The 16,950-nt window shown below is 57.6% G+C and carries 14 protein-coding genes; 3 read left to right on the top strand and 11 right to left on the bottom strand.

What is annotated here, in order from left to right:
• The 8 genes from ACERJA_RS16785 to ACERJA_RS16750 all read right to left on the bottom strand — a co-directional run bounded on the left by ACERJA_RS16785 (window position 1) and on the right by ACERJA_RS16750 (window position 11,280).
• Complete coding sequence (locus ACERJA_RS16785; protein WP_373609403.1) at window positions 1–1,464, bottom strand: PAS domain S-box protein; 1,464 nt, start codon at window positions 1,462–1,464, stop codon at window positions 1–3.
• Between the two features lie 170 nt (window positions 1,465–1,634).
• A complete protein-coding gene (locus tag ACERJA_RS16780) occupies window positions 1,635–1,916 on the bottom strand; it encodes a helix-turn-helix transcriptional regulator (protein ID WP_373609402.1) in 282 nt (93 codons plus the stop codon).
• Window positions 1,917–2,239: 323 nt separating this feature from the next.
• Window positions 2,240–2,446 carry a cold-shock protein gene (locus tag ACERJA_RS16775; protein WP_124194674.1) on the bottom strand — a complete coding sequence of 69 codons (207 nt, stop codon included), beginning with the start codon at window positions 2,444–2,446 and terminating at the stop codon, window positions 2,240–2,242.
• A gap of 225 nt (window positions 2,447–2,671) precedes the next feature.
• Window positions 2,672–3,856, bottom strand: a complete 1,185-nt coding sequence (locus ACERJA_RS16770; RefSeq protein ID WP_373609401.1) for an MFS transporter — start codon at window positions 3,854–3,856, stop codon at window positions 2,672–2,674.
• 52 nt (window positions 3,857–3,908) lie between these two features.
• On the bottom strand, window positions 3,909–5,159 hold the full coding sequence (locus ACERJA_RS16765; protein WP_373609456.1) for an ABC transporter permease: 1,251 nt from the start codon (window positions 5,157–5,159) through the stop codon (window positions 3,909–3,911).
• Complete coding sequence (locus ACERJA_RS16760) at window positions 5,159–6,373, bottom strand: ABC transporter permease (protein ID WP_373609400.1); 1,215 nt, start codon at window positions 6,371–6,373, stop codon at window positions 5,159–5,161. The genes ACERJA_RS16765 and ACERJA_RS16760 overlap by 1 nt, the downstream gene beginning before the upstream one ends.
• Window positions 6,370–7,143, bottom strand: coding sequence for an ABC transporter ATP-binding protein (locus ACERJA_RS16755; RefSeq protein WP_373609455.1), 774 nt, complete (start codon window positions 7,141–7,143; stop codon window positions 6,370–6,372). The genes ACERJA_RS16760 and ACERJA_RS16755 overlap by 4 nt, the downstream gene beginning before the upstream one ends.
• Window positions 7,144–7,224: 81 nt before the next feature.
• Window positions 7,225–11,280: a S8 family serine peptidase gene (locus tag ACERJA_RS16750; RefSeq protein ID WP_373609399.1), complete on the bottom strand. Its 4,056-nt coding sequence runs from the start codon at window positions 11,278–11,280 to the stop codon at window positions 7,225–7,227.
• 248 nt (window positions 11,281–11,528) lie between these two features.
• On the opposite strand from ACERJA_RS16750, the gene ACERJA_RS16745 reads away from it, so the two are divergent.
• From ACERJA_RS16745 to ACERJA_RS16735, 3 genes are read left to right on the top strand one after another with little or no spacing between them, the layout of a single operon-like run.
• Window positions 11,529–11,792, top strand: coding sequence for a hypothetical protein (locus ACERJA_RS16745; protein ID WP_373609454.1), 264 nt, complete (start codon window positions 11,529–11,531; stop codon window positions 11,790–11,792).
• 28 nt (window positions 11,793–11,820) lie between these two features.
• Entirely contained in the window at window positions 11,821–12,939 is a 1,119-nt protein-coding gene (locus tag ACERJA_RS16740) for a DUF4350 domain-containing protein (RefSeq protein ID WP_373609398.1), read from the top strand.
• Window positions 12,936–13,949, top strand: coding sequence for an AAA family ATPase (locus tag ACERJA_RS16735; protein ID WP_373609397.1), 1,014 nt, complete (start codon window positions 12,936–12,938; stop codon window positions 13,947–13,949). The genes ACERJA_RS16740 and ACERJA_RS16735 overlap by 4 nt, the downstream gene beginning before the upstream one ends.
• Window positions 13,950–13,999: 50 nt before the next feature.
• Here ACERJA_RS16735 and ACERJA_RS16730 read toward each other — a convergent pair whose 3' ends face one another.
• From ACERJA_RS16730 to ACERJA_RS16720, 3 genes are read right to left on the bottom strand one after another with little or no spacing between them, the layout of a single operon-like run.
• The gene (locus ACERJA_RS16730; protein ID WP_373609396.1) at window positions 14,000–14,899 is read right to left on the bottom strand and encodes a hypothetical protein; all 900 of its coding nucleotides are present in this window, start codon (window positions 14,897–14,899) and stop codon (window positions 14,000–14,002) included.
• A complete protein-coding gene (locus ACERJA_RS16725; RefSeq protein ID WP_006068187.1) occupies window positions 14,896–15,387 on the bottom strand; it encodes a hypothetical protein in 492 nt (163 codons plus the stop codon). Before ACERJA_RS16725 ends, ACERJA_RS16730 begins: the two co-directional genes overlap by 4 nt.
• Window positions 15,384–16,841, bottom strand: coding sequence for a DUF58 domain-containing protein (locus ACERJA_RS16720; protein ID WP_373609395.1), 1,458 nt, complete (start codon window positions 16,839–16,841; stop codon window positions 15,384–15,386). Before ACERJA_RS16720 ends, ACERJA_RS16725 begins: the two co-directional genes overlap by 4 nt.
• Between the last annotated feature and the right edge of the window lie 109 nt (window positions 16,842–16,950).

Raw genomic sequence — 16,950 nt, 5'->3', positions numbered from 1 at the left:
TCAGAAATTAGCAATCGTGGGCAGGTGAACGGTGATGCAATTTCCGCGATCGTCGTCGCATCGCTCGTAGTCTAGATGCCCACCGTAATCTTCGATGATGAGTCTAGCAAGCCAGAGTCCCATCCCACTGCCGTGTTTGAGTGGCGTAATCGGATCTTCATTAAACATTCCGGCCTGCTCTGTCTCCGGAATTGCTGGACACGAATCGATGATGGCGATACCGATGGTATCATCCGCATCTGAGTGAACGAGACTCACCTCGACCGACGGCTCTGGGGTATCCACGTGAACGATCGCGTTCTCGAGAAGTTCTCTGAAAGCAGTCTGGAGTCGAGCATCTGCAGGGACAACGATATCCGTTGGAATATCGATCACGATCGAACTCTCAGGATACTGGGTCTGGAGTTGAGCGACGGTTTCCTCGAGGACATCCTGCACGACGATATCCGTCCGCGAGTAGTCGTTGTTGAGCGTGATGGTCGCGAGTTCTTTTGCGGTCTCGTTCAACCGGATCAGTCTGGACGACGTCTCAGCGATCCCAGTCGCATACTCCTCGAGTTCGTCATCGGTGAGCTCTTTGGCTAGAAGTTCTGCGGATCCGTTGATCACGTTAAGATCGTTTCGCAGGTTGTGTCTGAGCAGTCGATGGAGCAGTTCGAAATGCTGTCTGCGAAGTTTCAACTCGGTAATTTCTCTGCCCTCAGGAACCAGCAACTGTGTCTCACCGTCCGAATCGGTTATCGGACGGACCGAAAAGTCGATGATCGCTGTTCGGTTGGAGCCCTGTAGCCGGAGTTCTTCGCGAAAGAACTTCCCGTCTTTTGCATCTTCGACAGCGGTACGGGCAGTTCGTGCGGCCTCATCAGTCAACTGAAACCAGTACGTCTCCCAGAGTGGCTTGCCGACGACATCAGCACGATCAAGGTCGGCAAACGACAGCGCTGCCTCGTTCGCTTCGAGGACAGTACCATCACAGTCGACGAGACCAGTGAACTGATACGTATTGTTAAAAACCGCTTCGAACCGCCGCTGTCTCGTCTTCTGTTCGGTGAGATCACGAAAGATGCCGGTGAACAGCCGCTGGCCGTCATAGGAGTGTTCTTGCAGTGAGATCTGGACTGGGACTTCGTGACCCTCTTTGTGTAAGGCGGGCAGTTCAATCCCGTTCCAGTCGATGTGTTTCTCTCCCGTCTGAATGTATGCCTCGAGTCCGCGTTCGTGTGCCTCGCGGAGCCGCTCTGGGATCAGCATTAATTTTGATTGGCCGACAAGTTCGGATGGATCATACCCCAAGATAGTCTCTATTGCTGGGTTGGCAAACACGATCGTGCTCTGCTCGTCGATCGTGAGAAACCCGTCCGATGTGTTTGCAACCAGTTCCTCGAAAAGCGTCACTTCAGTCGATTGGAGAGTAAGCGAGTCGAACAACCCATCATAGCTGCTAGATTTCTGTCGATCGTCCATTATTTTGGGAGCCGTCAGTCACACGGCATATCTGACAACACAGAGTGATACGTGTTTTGATATGATTTTGCGACGATGCGATCCAGTCCGCGAGCAGCGGCTCAAGCAGCAGACAGTTCGAGAGAACTGTGTCTCTCGTCGGGCTGTACTGTCGAATCGTCCCCGTCGAATCAAAGGGTGTCCTCGACGTACTGGTCCTCCCAGTTGCGTCGGTCTTCGATTTCACGGCGTCCCCGACGAGTGACGGTGTAGAAATTGGTTCGCTGATCTTTGGTCCCTTTCTCGATCAGCCCTTTGTCGACGATGGTATCGAGGTTGGGGTAGAGTCGTCCAGGATGAATTTCCGACTCATAGTAGTCCTCGAGGTCCTCTTTGATCGCGAGTCCATGGGGTTCGTCCAGTCCCGCAGTTACATACAGAAGATCACGCTGGAAGCCAGTCAAGTCGTACATGGAGTGTTTGTACGTGACTCCCCACATTAAATTCACGGGTTACCGACTGTTCAGAACGGTGTGATTTCGGGCTTTGGTGTCAGCTCAAGTGAATAGACGAATGGGTAAATGAGAAGAAATAGCTCTGTAGAAACCCTTGATCAGTGATGTATTTCTGGAGAACTGCCGAATACTGGGCGCGAATGTCGCACGAACCGGAGGGCGGTCGACACGGGAGGCTGTACGCTCAGTACAGAGTGTACAGATAGCATCAGCTCGGACGTGTGACCGTCTAAAAATCGAGATTGTTGTCTGTCGCTGTGAACGACAGTTGTGTCTCAGTATTACAGTCGGACGACGTTCGTCGCGCGAGGCCCCTTAGGCGAGGACTCGATATCGAACTCGACCTCAGTACCTTCCGTGAGGTCTTCGCCGCCGACATCCTCCATGTGGAAGAAAACATCTTCGTCGTCGTCGAGGTCGCCGTCGTCAGTCGAAATGAAACCGTAGCCGCCAGTGTCGTTGAAGAAATCAACTTTGCCGTTTGCCATTACAAACAGACAGAGGGTCGGATGAGGGATAATCCTTCCGAGGGTCGCGGTACCACGAGTCCCCACACTACGTTTGCATGCCTCCCACCTCGAATAGTTCAATCAATATGATATGAAAGGAAGTCAACCGTCGTGCTGAACTCATGCTCTCCATTCAGAAGTCAGCTCCCGTCATCTGCGGAAATTTCAATAGATCGGAAGAGATCAACTCGAGGAACTACCAACTCATCGAGCAGTTCCGACAGCAATTGCCCACAACCCAACCACGGTTGCGAGAAACGTCAGAAGAATCGCAATCGTAAACCCATCTGTGTATGCGACGCTTGCCGTTCCAAGGGGTGGCATCGCTAAGGCGGCAACGCCGATTGCAACGTTGAACACACCGACGATGGCAGTGTCTTTCTCGGGCGAGTAAATCCCCATCAGAAGCGGGATATACAGTGTTGCGGTGCCGCCCAGGCCGAGTCCGATCAGGAAAATCGCAACCGGCAGTACCGAAAAGACAGGAACGAACAGCAGCGCAATGCCGACAGCTGCACAGACAAGCGATGCGAGGAAGGCCCGTCTCGAGCCCATGATATCGGCCAGATAGCCGCTTCCGATCCGCGAGATGATGCTGACACCACCGATCAGACCGAACGCAGTCGAGGCACTGGCCGCCGTCAGTCCGCGGGCAGCGAACAGATCGACGGCGTAGGCGGCAAGCAGCTGATACCACGCAAACGAGAGCGCCATCCCGACGAACAGCAGCTGAAACGTCCGTGTACCACCGAGCCGAGCGAGCCACTCGAGCAGTTCGCCGGCGGTCGCACTCGACTGTACTGCCCACTGCGGTCGGCGGCAGACGAGAGCGGCGAGGAGAAACGCAACTGTAGTCACCGACATGATGATAAGAAAGCCACGGCGCACGCCGACCGTAGTGATGGCCCGCTGCCAGATTGGGGGGAGCACGAACAGTCCAAGGCCGTTACCGACAAAGATGAGCCCCGTTGCCGCACCGCGGCGGCGCTCGAACCATCGCGGGACGACCGACGCGATGAGAACGAACACCGTCCCCAGTGCAAGTCCAAGGACGGCGAACACGACGGCCAACCCGGCGAGCGAGTTCGTGACATACAGCGAAGGGGCGACCGCAGCGGTTGCAAGCGAACAGACGAGCAACACCACTCGAGCCCGGAATCGGGCACCGAATACGCCAACGAGCCCGGAGCCGATAAAGAACGTAAAGAGCATGATGGCGAAGACGCCAGAGAGTGCAACCGACGAAATACCGAAGGCCTCGCTGAACGGCTCACGGAAAATGCCGTACGACAGCGGCGTGCCGAACGTAAAGACCATCGCCACAGCGCCGATAACCGCCACGACCCAACTGTAGCGACTGTCGGGACGCTCTACATGATCAGCAGTCACGCCTTGACGTCGGCCACGTGCAATCGAAAGGGTTCTGATCTCCTCGAGATCATCACAGGTACTCGAGTGGCGGCGTTCGGCTCAGTCTCCATCCTGCCAGCGCTGCTGCAACCGTTCCGATCACGATCGCAACTGCCAGCGCGCTCCCGAGAATCATCGGTGACGTCTGGACCAGTCCATCGAAGCCGACAACAGCTGCTGCGAGTCGATTCAACAACTCGACTGCAGGAGGAGTGAGTGCAAGGCCGAGAACGCCGCCGATGAGCCCGATCGAGAGCCCTTGTCCGACGACTGATGCGATCAGCAGCGACGACGAAATTCCTTGAGCGGAAAGTGCCCCGAAAGCCGCCCGTTGCTGAAAGATCACGAGTGTAAGCAGCGTGTGTGTCAGCGCGATTCCGGCTCCGAGTGCGAGGACAACCAGCGCCCCACCCGCAGCGAGGACGAGTACCTGCTCTTGAAGAACTGCCTCGAGTTGCTCTTGATTCGATCGAATCTCGTATTCGGGATAGGTTTCGGAGAGATCCGCCTGAACAGCATCAGGATCCGCACCGTCCTCGAGGGTGATCGTGATGAACGTCGCGGGCTCAGTTCGGGTCGCTCCCGTTGACTGATGGAGTTCACTCAGTGGCATCACGACAGTCGGGGCGCCGAGCATCCGTTCGAACGTCGAGGAAATACCCACGACGGTCACCTCGTTGTTCCGGGCAGCGGCGAGTGAGCCGCCGACGTTGATCGTGTCTCCGACTTCGACGTCGAGGGCTCGAGCGGTTTCCTCGTCGATGAGTACCTCATTAGTTCGCTCACCGTCGTAGCTGCCGTTGGCGTAATGTGGGTCGCCGCTGAGCTCCTCACCCTCAGTGACATGGACAGCGCTGCCGCTTCCGGGAACACCCGTTCCGATAAACGTCTGGAAATCGTCACTCCCGTCGGTACCGACATACACTGTCTCGAACGCGAGCGGTACCGCGTTCCTCACGCCATCGTGAGAGCTCATATCAGTGGCAACGCTCCGCGAGTCAGTCAACGAGTTCTCGAATCCACCACCACCGGCGGACGTGAGTCGTGTCTCACCCGCTGTCACCCACAGATCCCGATCAGCGGCCTCGAACTGTTGCTCGCCAGTCTCGAGGACGCCCACTCCAACGCCGGCAAGCAACGTCATCGAGAGGACAGCCAGTCCGACACCAATGATCGCAAGGCCGAGTCGAAGCCGATGGTGGCGAAGTTGGCTGACCGTAATACTGGTTGCGACACGGAGTCGAGCGCTCCATCGCTTGAGAAGGGACCAAAACCGTCCCATCATGGGACACCTCCAGTGACGCGTCGCGTCAGTACGAGCAAGACTGGCAACGAGAGCAGGCCAATCAGGAGGCCTACGACCAGTCCATAGGGGACGAACAACAGATGGGAGACGGCGATCGGACCAGTGGTGATCGTCTCGGTCGCGACGTAGTTAGCCAGCCGGATCCCGCCGAGCCCCGTGATTGCACCGACTAATCCACCAAGACCGGTAACAACGAGCGTCTGGACGCCAATAAGTCCGAGCTGACTGCGTGTTGAGATTCCGAGTGCTGATAGCGTTGCCAGCTGTCGGCGATCGGCGACCACTTCGAGACCAGTCGTTGTGAGGACGAACAGGGTGCCGACCGAGACGGCAACGACAAACGCAGTCAACGCAAGTGCAAACGGCAGTCCCGAGTCCATCGTTGCGCTGGCGGTAAGCTCACCTCGAGTGAGGACCTCAGATTGCGGGTAGATTCCCTTGAGTTCATCTTCGACGGCCGGCGAGTTCGTCCCAACGATGAACTGATCAGCCTGATCGTGCTCGTTGTTGCCAGTCAGCGTCTGGAGTTCACTGAGTTGGACCACAGCAGTCGGCATATCGCCGGCCGAACGCGACCCGTCATCGGTTGCCGTGACGGTGAACGAGTCGTTGCCAGCCAACGTCACCTCATCGCCAGCGTCGGCCTCGAGTAAGTTGCTGGCGCTCCGGGAAAGAGCGATCTCGCCGGTCCAGTCGCCGTTGTACTCGCCGTCAGTGTAGTATGGATCGTCGTCTGTGAGGCCAGTAGTCGAGACATCGGCGATCGTTTCGAATCCGGGTTGGTTGATCACCCCGATCACGAGGATATACTCACTCGTCCCATCCACCTCGAGACGGTTTACGTCCGAAAGAACTGGTGACGCGAACGTCACGTCATCTATGGCTCGAATCCGATCGCTGGTATCGTGGACGGAGCCGAACTGCGGCTGGTCGGTCGCAAGCAGTGACGAGCGCTCGCCGTCGTTTTCAGGGACGATCCAGTAGTCGACGTCGTCGTCGTACACTGTCGTTCCGGTCGCAAGCCCAATGCCGATTCCCGTTACGACGACCAGCAACGCAATCACGACCACGACGCCGAGAATGCTAAAACGGATTCGCGTTTGATCTGTCTGGGTTGCACGAGAGATCGTCTGGCGCACTCCGACGCTGATGAGACCAATCCACCGGGCGAACAGTGTCCGGAGGCTCATGCGTCGCCGTCTCCGCGGATCGTCCCGTCTTTGAGCCGGACGATTCGGTCGGAGATCGCCAGCGTTGGCTGGTCATGCGAGGCGAGAACAACCGCTCGATCCGCTGCAATACGTTCGAACTCGTCTAAGACTCGGCGGCCCGTTTCGGTATCGAGTTCGCCCGTTGGCTCGTCGGCGATCACCAGCGTCGGGTCAGTCACGAGCGCACGGGCAATCGCAACCCGCTGTTGTTCGCCGCCACTCAACTCGCCAGGGCGATGTCCAACTCGGTCACCAAGCCCAACACGCTCGAGCAATGCGGTTGCTCGCTCGCGACGCTCGCGTTTTCCAACTCCAAGTTCGACCAGCGGGAGTGCAACGTTCGCCCGCGCAGAGAGTGAGCCGACGAGATGGAAGTGCTGAAAGACGATCCCGACGTGCTCAAGTCGAAGTCGGGTTCGCTGGCGAGTCGAAAGCGTCTCGAGATCCGTCTCCTGAAAGGTCACCGTTCCCTCTGTCGGGAGTTCCAGCCCAGCAAGCAGGTGTAACAACGTGGATTTGCCACTGCCGCTTGGACCGGCGAGCCCGACGATCTCTCCCGGGTTGATCGAAACGGAGGCGTTCTTGAGGGCGTGGACTCTCGGCGCCTCCGGGCGGCCAAGCAGCTTCCCGAGTCGTCCCGGATCAGACCCTCGCGTGTAGACTTTCGTCACGTCGGCAGCGCGAACGACGGATGGTGGGTCAGTCACCGGTTCGCGAGTATCCGCAGGAGTCGCAGACGAAAGCAGCATCATACCAATGAAAGTTAGCCAGCCCTAATTAATGCTCCCGATTTCTAGAATCCAACGAGTGTTCAACACGATTGCTTCCGGTCAGTCGGCCTTTCGAGCGATGAGCAGTCCGACCAGCAGGGAAACGACGGCGACTGGGATACCGAATCCGGGTTGGCCATCACCGGCCTCGTAGAGAACATCGTCGTCTTCGTCAGTCTCATTCTCGCCCGTTTGCTGTACTGACTCATCATCCTGAGAGACGTCGTCTGCTTCATCATCGACGACAGCCAGGGAGGTCACATACTCGTCATCAGCTGTTTCGACAGCCAACTCATAATCGCCGGCCGTGTCGGGTGCCACAACGTCGAATGTGAGCTGTTCTGTATTCCCATCGAGGATGAACTGTGAAGCTTCAGCGCTGATCGTGCCGTCGATCGAGACGGTGACGTTGGCGGTATCGCTCTGTCCACCGACGTTTTCGACGATCGCGTCGACCGAGAACTGGGATCCGGCGTCGACTTCGGTCGGTGTGTCGACTGATTCGAGCATGAACTGTGCAGGATCGGGTTCTTCGGGTGGCGAGAGTGAGGGCAGCCCACCGCCACCACCTTGGCTAGCTGGCTCGAGCGAGAAGTTCTCTGTCGTCGTCGTGTTGGACTCGAAGTGTGTCGCGTTGGTCGCAGATTGGTAGTCATCAGCGCCGGCGTCGATCGTGTATTCGTCGCCAGTCCCGGGGACGGTATCGACGGTGTATGTGCCGTTGTCCGCAGTCGTCGCCTCGTATGGGCCGTACGGGCCACTCACGGAGATAGTGGCTTCCGACAGTGGTTCGTCCGTCTCGGCATCGGAAACGGTGCCTTCCACGGCGGCATTTCCAGCCAGTGTGACGTTTTCGGTTGTTGGTGTCTCATTGACAGTGATGCCTGCTCGACTATCGGCTTCGAAGCCATCAGCCTGAACCTCGAGGTCGTACTCCGTGTGGGTGTCCAGTCCTGTGAACTCGTACTCACCGCTTTCGTTTGTCACTCGAGTCTCGATTGACTCGTTGTCGGCATACAGATCGACCGTTGCGTTTTCGATCGGATCGCCGTGTGTGTGCTCGGTCACAGTCCCATTGAGCACAGCGTGCTCGTCGTCCTGTTCATCAACAGTGATCGGGTCACCGTCATCTCCGAGGAATCCGACAATCCGCGGTGAGTCGTGTTCGGGGTCGTCGATTTCTAGTTTCCAGCCGTACTCACCCGCCTCGAGATCTGCAGTATCGATACTGAACTCGAAGAAATCGCTGTCGGCATCGTTTGGCACGTCTTTCGTCAGTACCGATTCAGGCGAGCTGTCGTTGTCATCTAGCTCGAGGAGGTCGAAGGTGACTGACCACGACTCTTCAACGGCGTCATCCCGAGTGAAACTGAGCGAGATACTGTCCGTCGTTCCGTTCTGCTCGAGTTGGGCATCGTATCCGACGCCGATGAGTCGGTTGTCGGTCTGGGACAGCGGTAGCTCGCTCTGGCGATCGACAAAGGAGACGGAATAGCTCGAGAACGTCTCGTTTTCGAACATCGTCTCGGTACCCGAGACCGATACATTGAGCGGGTCGCTCTCGGTACTGATAGGTTCTACAGTCGGTTCGGATACGACGGTGCCTGTCCCATCATAGATGGAGAGCCGAAGGGGTTCATCGGTCAGCGTCTTCGATCCCTCATCCGGTGTAAGCGTCACTGACTCGTTCGTTTCTGGATTGCTGATTCGAATATCGGTTCCTGCATCAGCCCCAAGTTCGATCGGGTCACTCGACTCAGTCAGTGTCACACCCAGCACTTCCGCGAACGCATCGTCAGTCCTGGTCGGCTCAACCAGCGTGTGCTCGAGGTCAACGTCAGGGAGCACTGTCACGGTCGTCCTTGCGTCGTCGCCACCGAACGTGAGGAGTGCTTCGTAGTCACCAGCACTCACATTTTCCGTCTCCCACGCCATGGAGATGTTCGCCGACGAATTCGCCTCGAGATCGATTTCGCGTGAGTCTACCGTGTCGCCATCGATTTCGAGAGAGACGTTCTCGGTCACGTTCGTTTCATCGGTGTTCCTCACCGTCGCGTTGATCGTCGCGACGTCACCGGCAACGACCGGCGACTCCACCTCATCGATTTCGACGAAGAGCGTTTTCGGCTCGAGTGAAAGATTCGCTGTTGCCGTTGCACTCGACTCGATATGTGTCGAGGTGGTTGCTGGCAGATAGTCGTCGGCGCTGGCATCGATCGTGTACTCATCGCCGGTCCCTGGAACGTTGTCGACAGTGTACGTGCCGTTGTCAGCAGTCGTCGTCTCATACGGACCGTACGGGCCGGCCACCGTGACCGTTGTGTCTGGAACTGGTTCGCCCGTCTCCGCATCGCCGATCATTCCCTCGAGTGTGGCGTTTCCGACGAGAGAGACGTTCTCGGTTACTGGCTGGGCCTCGGGCCCACCGCTAACCGAAATCGTGGATGGAGTGCTGGGTTCGAAGCCGGTGGCTCGAGCCTCGAGATCGTATTCACCAAGTGCAAGCCCAGAAATCGCGTACGAACCAGTTTCGTCAGTCTGCACAGTATCGACGATTTCTCCGTCGTCATCGAACAGTTCGACTGTCGCGTTTTCAACCGGATCATCATGGTGGCCCTCAGCCACTGTTCCCCCGATAGACCCACCGGTTGTGAGATGGTCCATCGCGGCTTTGGCATCGATGATTCCGTGTCCGTAGCGGGTGTCTTTGTCTTCGGGTTCGCCGTCAGGTTTCCAGGCAGTTCCCTCGAGACTATCAAGAATTGTTTCTGGCGCAGGCTGATCTTCGATGGCGCTGAGAATCAATGCAACTGAACCAGAGACATGTGGTGTAGCCATTGAGGTTCCCGACTGGTGTCCATACTCTCCGTCCGGCAGTGCACTCCAAACACCAACACCCGGTGCAGCGACGTTCGGTACAATATACTCATCAGGCCAATCATATTCGTTTTCTCCCCACACATCTTCAGTGACGATTTCTTCACCACTCGAGAACTCCGCGATTGCTCCAGTCTGGTCGGATGCTCCTACGGCAAATGAGTCATAGACGTTTCCAGGAGATCCGCTGCTTCCCTCGCCACTATTACCGGATGCGGCAACGACAAAAACTCCAGATTCACGCGCATTCTGGACTGGTTTGATTAGATCGGGACGATACTCATCCGAACCGAGGCTCATACTCAAAATGTCAACTTCTTCCTCGACAGCCCATTCCATCCCGCTTATAACGTCATCAAACGAGCCACCACCTTCGCCCCCGAGTACTTTTCCGTGATACAATGTCGCGTCAGGTGCAACGCCGATGTACATACCTGAGCTGTTGCCACCGACCACCGTTCCAGATACGTGTGTTCCGTGCCCGTGGTCATCGTACGGTTCAGTCCGATCGCCGATGAAATCGGCCCAGTGCTCCTCGTTGATATCGATATCCGGATGCTCTGGGTCGACACCAGTATCGAGCACCGCTACATCGATCCCTTCACCGCGGGTCTCGTACTCATTCCAAACATCCGGTGCGTTGATCTGGTCAAGTCCATACATCGTGTCCCAACCATCAGTTGTCGATAGGTCGGTGTTCCTGACTGAGTCGTTCGCTGTTGGCCCCGTTTGATCGGAGGTTTTGCCGGCAACATCGTGTTCAGAAATCTGTATGTTATAATTCTCGTGAACCCCAGTCACGCCCTCGAGTCGAGCAAGCTGTTCGATCGGGACGCGCTCGGTGTCCACGCTCACTAACACCGCGTTGGTGATCCAGAACGTTTGCTCGAGTTCTACACCGTCGGTCGATTCAGTATACCGTTCGATCGGGTCCTGTGCAGCCGCGGCGTGAGCCTGTAACGTACCGGCCGTGTCGTGACTCTGTGCAAGGATACGGTTGTCAACGTCCTCGAGTTGGAGAACGGCCTCGACAGTTCCCTCCGCAGCACGTAGTTCATCATCGATCGGTGCCGGTTCCGCGTTAGTACTGACTGTCTCACCGACTGATCCAGAGTCTGATGTGTTCGAAGCGTGCCCTGTCGCTCCCGCTGCCCCAACCGGAGCAAAGACAGCGCAAACCATCATGACTGCAATCAGAATAGTCAGTGTCGATCCTCCAACAACTCCTCCCTTTACCATTGAATACAGCAGTTATGTTACCTGCTACAAGAAAGTCTTTCGACCAATATATACAATTTTGAGTGAATGACAGATCGTAGTAATTGTGGCCGTTATTCTGCGACCATCCGCCTGCTTGCATGCGGGACTCTCGTCTTCGAGAAAGAGAAGACAGCGAAGGGCTCGCTGTCAAAGGGCAGGTCAACGAAATCCCGTGGGTTTACAGTGACTGGCTTCGCCTACTGGAATAGATGCCGACGCACCGTCGAATGCGGTTTATCCACGGACAACTCGCCTGGATGGTTGCAGCAGTGCTAGTCTTGTCCGTGCTCGGTTCGTTTTCATATGAACTGTTCTTTGTTCTCTCGTTGATCGGCCTGCTGATCGTCACCGAGCTTACAGCTCCGTTTGCTGTCACGCCTGACTGGCGGCGCCGACTTCGGTGGCTGATCCTACTTGGACTAATCGGCTTCGGAGTCATCGTCGTCCGCCGCATCCTCGAGATCTTGCCACCGGAGGTACTTCCATGGTAGCTCATCGGTCTACGCTGGAGGTGACACGATGAACCCACTCGAGTGGATCCAAGACGATGCGGGGGTTGATTGGCCACGCATGTTGCTCGTCGCCCTATCGGTCACCGTACTCGTTGCGGTGTTCGTCGCCGCCGCAACGTCGGCAGCGGCGTTTGGTCCGTACAATCCCTCGTGGGACGGAACATCCGAACTTCGCGACGATGTCGAGTCCGAACCAGGTGTCGAGAGCGAACTCATCCGCGAGACGGACCGGTATGACGCCTACGACGCGAACGAAACGGTTGCGTTCGTCGTCGCACCGGACAAACAGTACACGGGAGATGACGCCGAACGCGTACAGCGGTTCGTCGAGAACGGCGGAACACTCGTCGTCCTCGAGAACTTCGGCACGAGCGGAAACGAGTTACTGGCGACTGTCGGAGCCGAGACGCGAGCCGATGGCGTCTTGCTCAGAGACGAACAGGAGTACTATCGCGGCCCGACGATGCCAATCGCGACTGGTGTCGAAAATCACACGCTCACCGAGGGAGTCGACCAACTCACACTCAATTACGCCTCGGCGCTCGAGCCGGGTGATGCGACGGTTTTGGTCCGGACGAGTGAGTACGCCTATCGAGACATCAATCAGGACGGAGAACTCAGTGGCGACGAAGAGCTAGCGGCTTCTCCCGTTGCCACTGTTGAGAACGTCTCCGAAGGGCACGTTGTCGCCGTCGGTGATCCAAGTATCGCGGTCAACGCGATGATCAACGAGCCGGATAATGCTGTGTTTCTGCAAGGACTCTACACCGATGCGGATCACGTCCTGATCGATCTCTCGCATGGTGAAGAGCTCCCACCGCTTGCCAGTGCGACGCTTACGGTGCGTGGCTCACCGCTGTTGCAGCTGCTTATTGGTGGGCTCGGGATCGGTGCTATCGTACTTGGCTCGAGAGGAAACGTTCGATCCGCCTTCAGACGCGTTCGAACAGCGGTCAGTGGCCACAGGTCTACCGACGGACCTGACGCCGAATCGGTCCTCGAACTCGACACCGAACAGCGGGCGGAACTCCTCCGAGAGCGATATCCCGACTGGGACGAACAGCGAATCCAGCGCGTGATGGCAGCGTTTAAACGTCATGGATCGAAACGAAGAGACGACGAATGAGCGTCGAGCACCCTGTTGACGGCGATCCGTCGAGCAACCCCGAGCAACTCTACGAGACGTTGCGCGACGAAATCGGTCGTGTCCTGATCGGAAACGAGCCCGCGATCGAGCATCTCACAGTCGCGCTCCTGACTCGCGGCCACGTGCTGCTCGAGGGGGTCCCGGGTGTTGCAAAGACGACGCTCGCAAATTTGTTTGCGACCGTCACTGGACTCGAGTACAACCGAATCCAGATGACGCCAGATATTCTACCTGCCGACATTACGGGAACCCACATCTACCGTGAGAACCGTGGCGAGTTCGAGTTACAGCGTGGGCCGGTCTTCGCCAATATGGTTGTTGCCGACGAGATTAATCGTGCGACGCCAAAGACGCAGTCGGCGCTGCTCGAGGCGATGCAGGAACGTCGCGTGACGATTGAAGGGGAGACGCTCGAGTTGCCGACGCCGTTTATGGTCATCGCAACGCAGAACCCACTCGAGATGGAGGGGGTTTTCGAACTCCCGGAAGCCCAGCGTGACCGCTTCCAGTTCAAACTCACGATCGATATTCCTGACCGAAGGGACGAACGCGAGTTACTCGACCGGTTCGATGAGACACCCGAACTCAGCACAGACGACGTCAAACAGGTCGTCGAGGTCGCAGATTTGCTGGCGGCGCGTGAGGCCGTCTCCGCGGTGTACGTCGCTCCGAAAGTCAAAGAGTACGTTCTTGATCTCGTCGAGGCAACACGACAGCATCCAGACGTCTCCCACGGTGGCTCGCCTCGAGCATCGCTCGCGTTCCTCGACGGTGCGAAAGCACGAGCAGCGATTCACGGCCGCGAGTACGTGATCCCTGATGATGTGAAGGCGCTTGCAGAGCCAACCTTGGTTCATCGGCTTATTTTGAGCACCGATGCCGATCTGAGCGACGTCACACCTACCGACGTCATCACCGATATTGTCGAGTCAGTTGAGCCGCCGGGTGCTGATGCGATCGAACCGCCAGCAGCAACAGTCGACGACTAACACTCGCCCGTTTCTTTTGCCTGAACTGCTAGCGTCCACGTCAGAAGGATTCAGGCAGTTTCCGTTTCTGTCTCCGAACCCCAGCGACAGGTAACCAGCCAGTCAGCTCGGTCATCACCAGCGGCGACCTCGAGCGTCACCGGTCGATCGAGCCCGGCGGCAAAGCCGACGGCAAGAAACGAGGGGATAGGATGATCAAACCGGTCGAGGGAGCCGAACGCACTCCCGGTGATTGCGATGGTTGCCCGCCCATTGGCTGCATCAATGTCAGCGTCGGCACTCTGTGCGAGTTCGAACTGCTCAACAAGGCCATCAGTCAACTGGGAAGCGATCACCGTTGGCTCAGTTCCAACCTTACCCGTCAACGCTCGCTCGAACTCACGGAAGAGTTCGGCGCCGGTCGCCTCGAGAAAGAGCCCACGTGAATCGTCGTCGACGACGATTGGTCCCGAGCGGTCGTCCGGGATCGAATACTCGACGTGTTGGGGAACAAAAAGGCGTGCTGGAACCGTCTCGCCGGGAACGTATACTCGGTTCTCGCGGAGGCCGAGCTCGTCACTGATCGAAGCGAGGTTTGTCATAGCGGCAGTGTAGACGCGCTCACCGACATCAGCAGCGATGAACTGACTCGGCATGAGATAGTAGGTCAACACTGCACCGAACAGGCCGGTTGCGCCGAGTGCAACGAGCACATCTCGTGTATCGGGAAAGAGCAGCCCACCAAGCGCTGCGACGATGCCAATCGCGGCAAGGCCAACTGCTGTCGAGCGATACCGCGACTGTCGAGCCTGAACGTACTCCTGGCGTAGCCGGTGGTTCTCTTCGGTTAGTAGCTCGACCTGTGCAGCAAGCTCGAGTTGATCAGTGCTGTCGGTGCTCTCGGAAGCAGATTCAGCCGTGTCTGTCGTAGTGGAGTGTGTATCACTCGTCTCGTAATCGTTACTACTCATGGGTCAGTTTTGGTGGAGTCAGTCGGCTGGTCAAGGGGGACGAGATCGAGGCGGACAAGCTCGTATCGGTGGAGCGTGTACGCCGTAAGCGCGAACACGGCAAGCAAGACGCCAGCGGCGATCCAGAGTGGCTGTGTCTGGCTGATGAGCCATGCCACGCCGACGAGCAAGCTAGCGCTCACAACGGTAGCGGCGGTATCACGCAACGGGCTCGTAGCCCGGACAAGGGAGGAACACAGAAACACCACGAAAGCGAGCTCGACGACTAAGAACGATTCAGTCGTGATCCCGCTCGAGAACGCCGTTGCGAGCACGACGTGTCCAGTCGCGATGGCGTACACGGTTCCCAGTGTATACCACGTTACTGCCGTCACCACTCCGGCAAGGGTTCCGAGAGGGCCAGCAACGACTGTCAGCACTGCGGTGAGTACGGCGAGGGCTCCGATCACTGGCCAGTCACGTCCCGGTGACACGTCCGCAGTACTCACGCACGACCACCTCGAGTTTGGCTTCGGTTCGTTGAGAGGACTGTCGACAGGCGGTCCGTCGGCCCAACCTCGAGTGCGGTCACACGACTCATCCGGGAGAGATCACGCCGCAGTTCCTCGAACTCGAGATAGCGATCGTAGGCTGATTCGAGATCTGCGAGCCCACCCGGTTCGTACAGAACCGTCGGTGCGAGTAAGACGAGAACCGTGTTACCGTCACTGCGAGCGAGTTTGACCGTTTCGCGAAGTTCGGCTGGCCGTGAATCGTCGGTGAAGATCACCGTCCACAGCGTGTCCGTTCTTCGACTCCGAGCCGTTTTCACGGCCCCGTAGAGCGGTTCCGATTCGATTCGGTCACGGTAGCCCTGTCGCGTCGCATAAAACGGACGGAGTGTCGCTGCAAACGTGTCGGTCTCTCCACTTAGTGCTGCCATACTGGCCCGGGCATCGGCGGCAGTGAGACGCCCGTTCATCTTGAGAGGGTGCCTGTTGGTGGCAGTAGTAGTCGATTCGACCTCAGCTGTCGGTTCGAGCCCGAGCAGGCCCTGTCGAACACGGGTATACGTTGCCGGCGTCGTCGCAGGCTCGAGTCGGGAAGTCACACCATCGTCACCGACGGTGAGCAATCCAACTGGATCACCAAGTCGACGTGCGCTTGCGACCATTGCCAGTGCGACTTCACGGAGATACTCGAGTTTCGTCTCACCAGCAGGACCCATTGCGAGTTCGGCGCGGTGGTCGACGATGAAAAGCGTTTTTCGGTCTGTTTCTGCTTCGAACTCACGGACGTGTGGCGTTCCCAGTCTGGCAGTCGCATTCCAGTCGATCCGATCTGCTGTGTCACCGGTGACGTACTCTCGTATTTCTGCCGGCTCGAGTCCGGATCCGACTTGGTTCGCGTCGTGTTCACCGTAGGCCGTTGCGATTCGATCGCCACTTTCGCCGACATGGATTGCCCGCGGACCACGCGGTTCGACAGTGACTGTCGATGCCTCACCGAGCGAAAGCGTCTCGCTGATGAGTTCATTCGATACCGTCACGGTTGGCTCGGCGAACTGGTGTCGACCCGCAATTGGCCACGACACATCAACTGTTCGAGTAGCGCTCGAATCGCCTGGCTCGAGTGTCAATGACAGTTGATCGTCCGAAGCGGCTGCCGTCGGGAGCCCGCCCTCAATCTCGACAGTGAACGGTGAATCTGTCTCGAGCGTCGCCGTGAGAGTCACCGGAACCGTGTCGTTCGTTCGGATACCGGACCGAGCGACCGACTGGCGGACCTCGAGTGAGTCGACGGTGGTCTCGAGTGTTTGTGTGAACTGATACTGGTGTACCAGCACCCACGCGCCGACCAGTCCAGCACCCCCGAGGAGGAGCAGGTTGGCGGTGACAACCGCGAGCACCGCGAGAAAGCCTGTGAGCAAGAGTGCCGCCCACAGCTGGCGCGTAGGATACATATGTCACCGATATGTGGGTGTCCTGTTGAAGGTACTGATTTCGCGGAAGTGGCTGCCGAGAGTGTGCTGTTGGTTGGGGTTGAAGCAGCCTGGACCAGTTTTCTGCGTT

The sequence above is a fragment of the Natronorubrum sp. A-ect3 genome (assembly GCF_041821125.1).
GTDB lineage: Archaea > Halobacteriota > Halobacteria > Halobacteriales > Natrialbaceae > Natronorubrum > Natronorubrum bangense.
The sequence above is the reverse complement of the archived record's forward strand: the minus strand, read 5'-3'. Positions and strand labels throughout refer to the sequence as shown.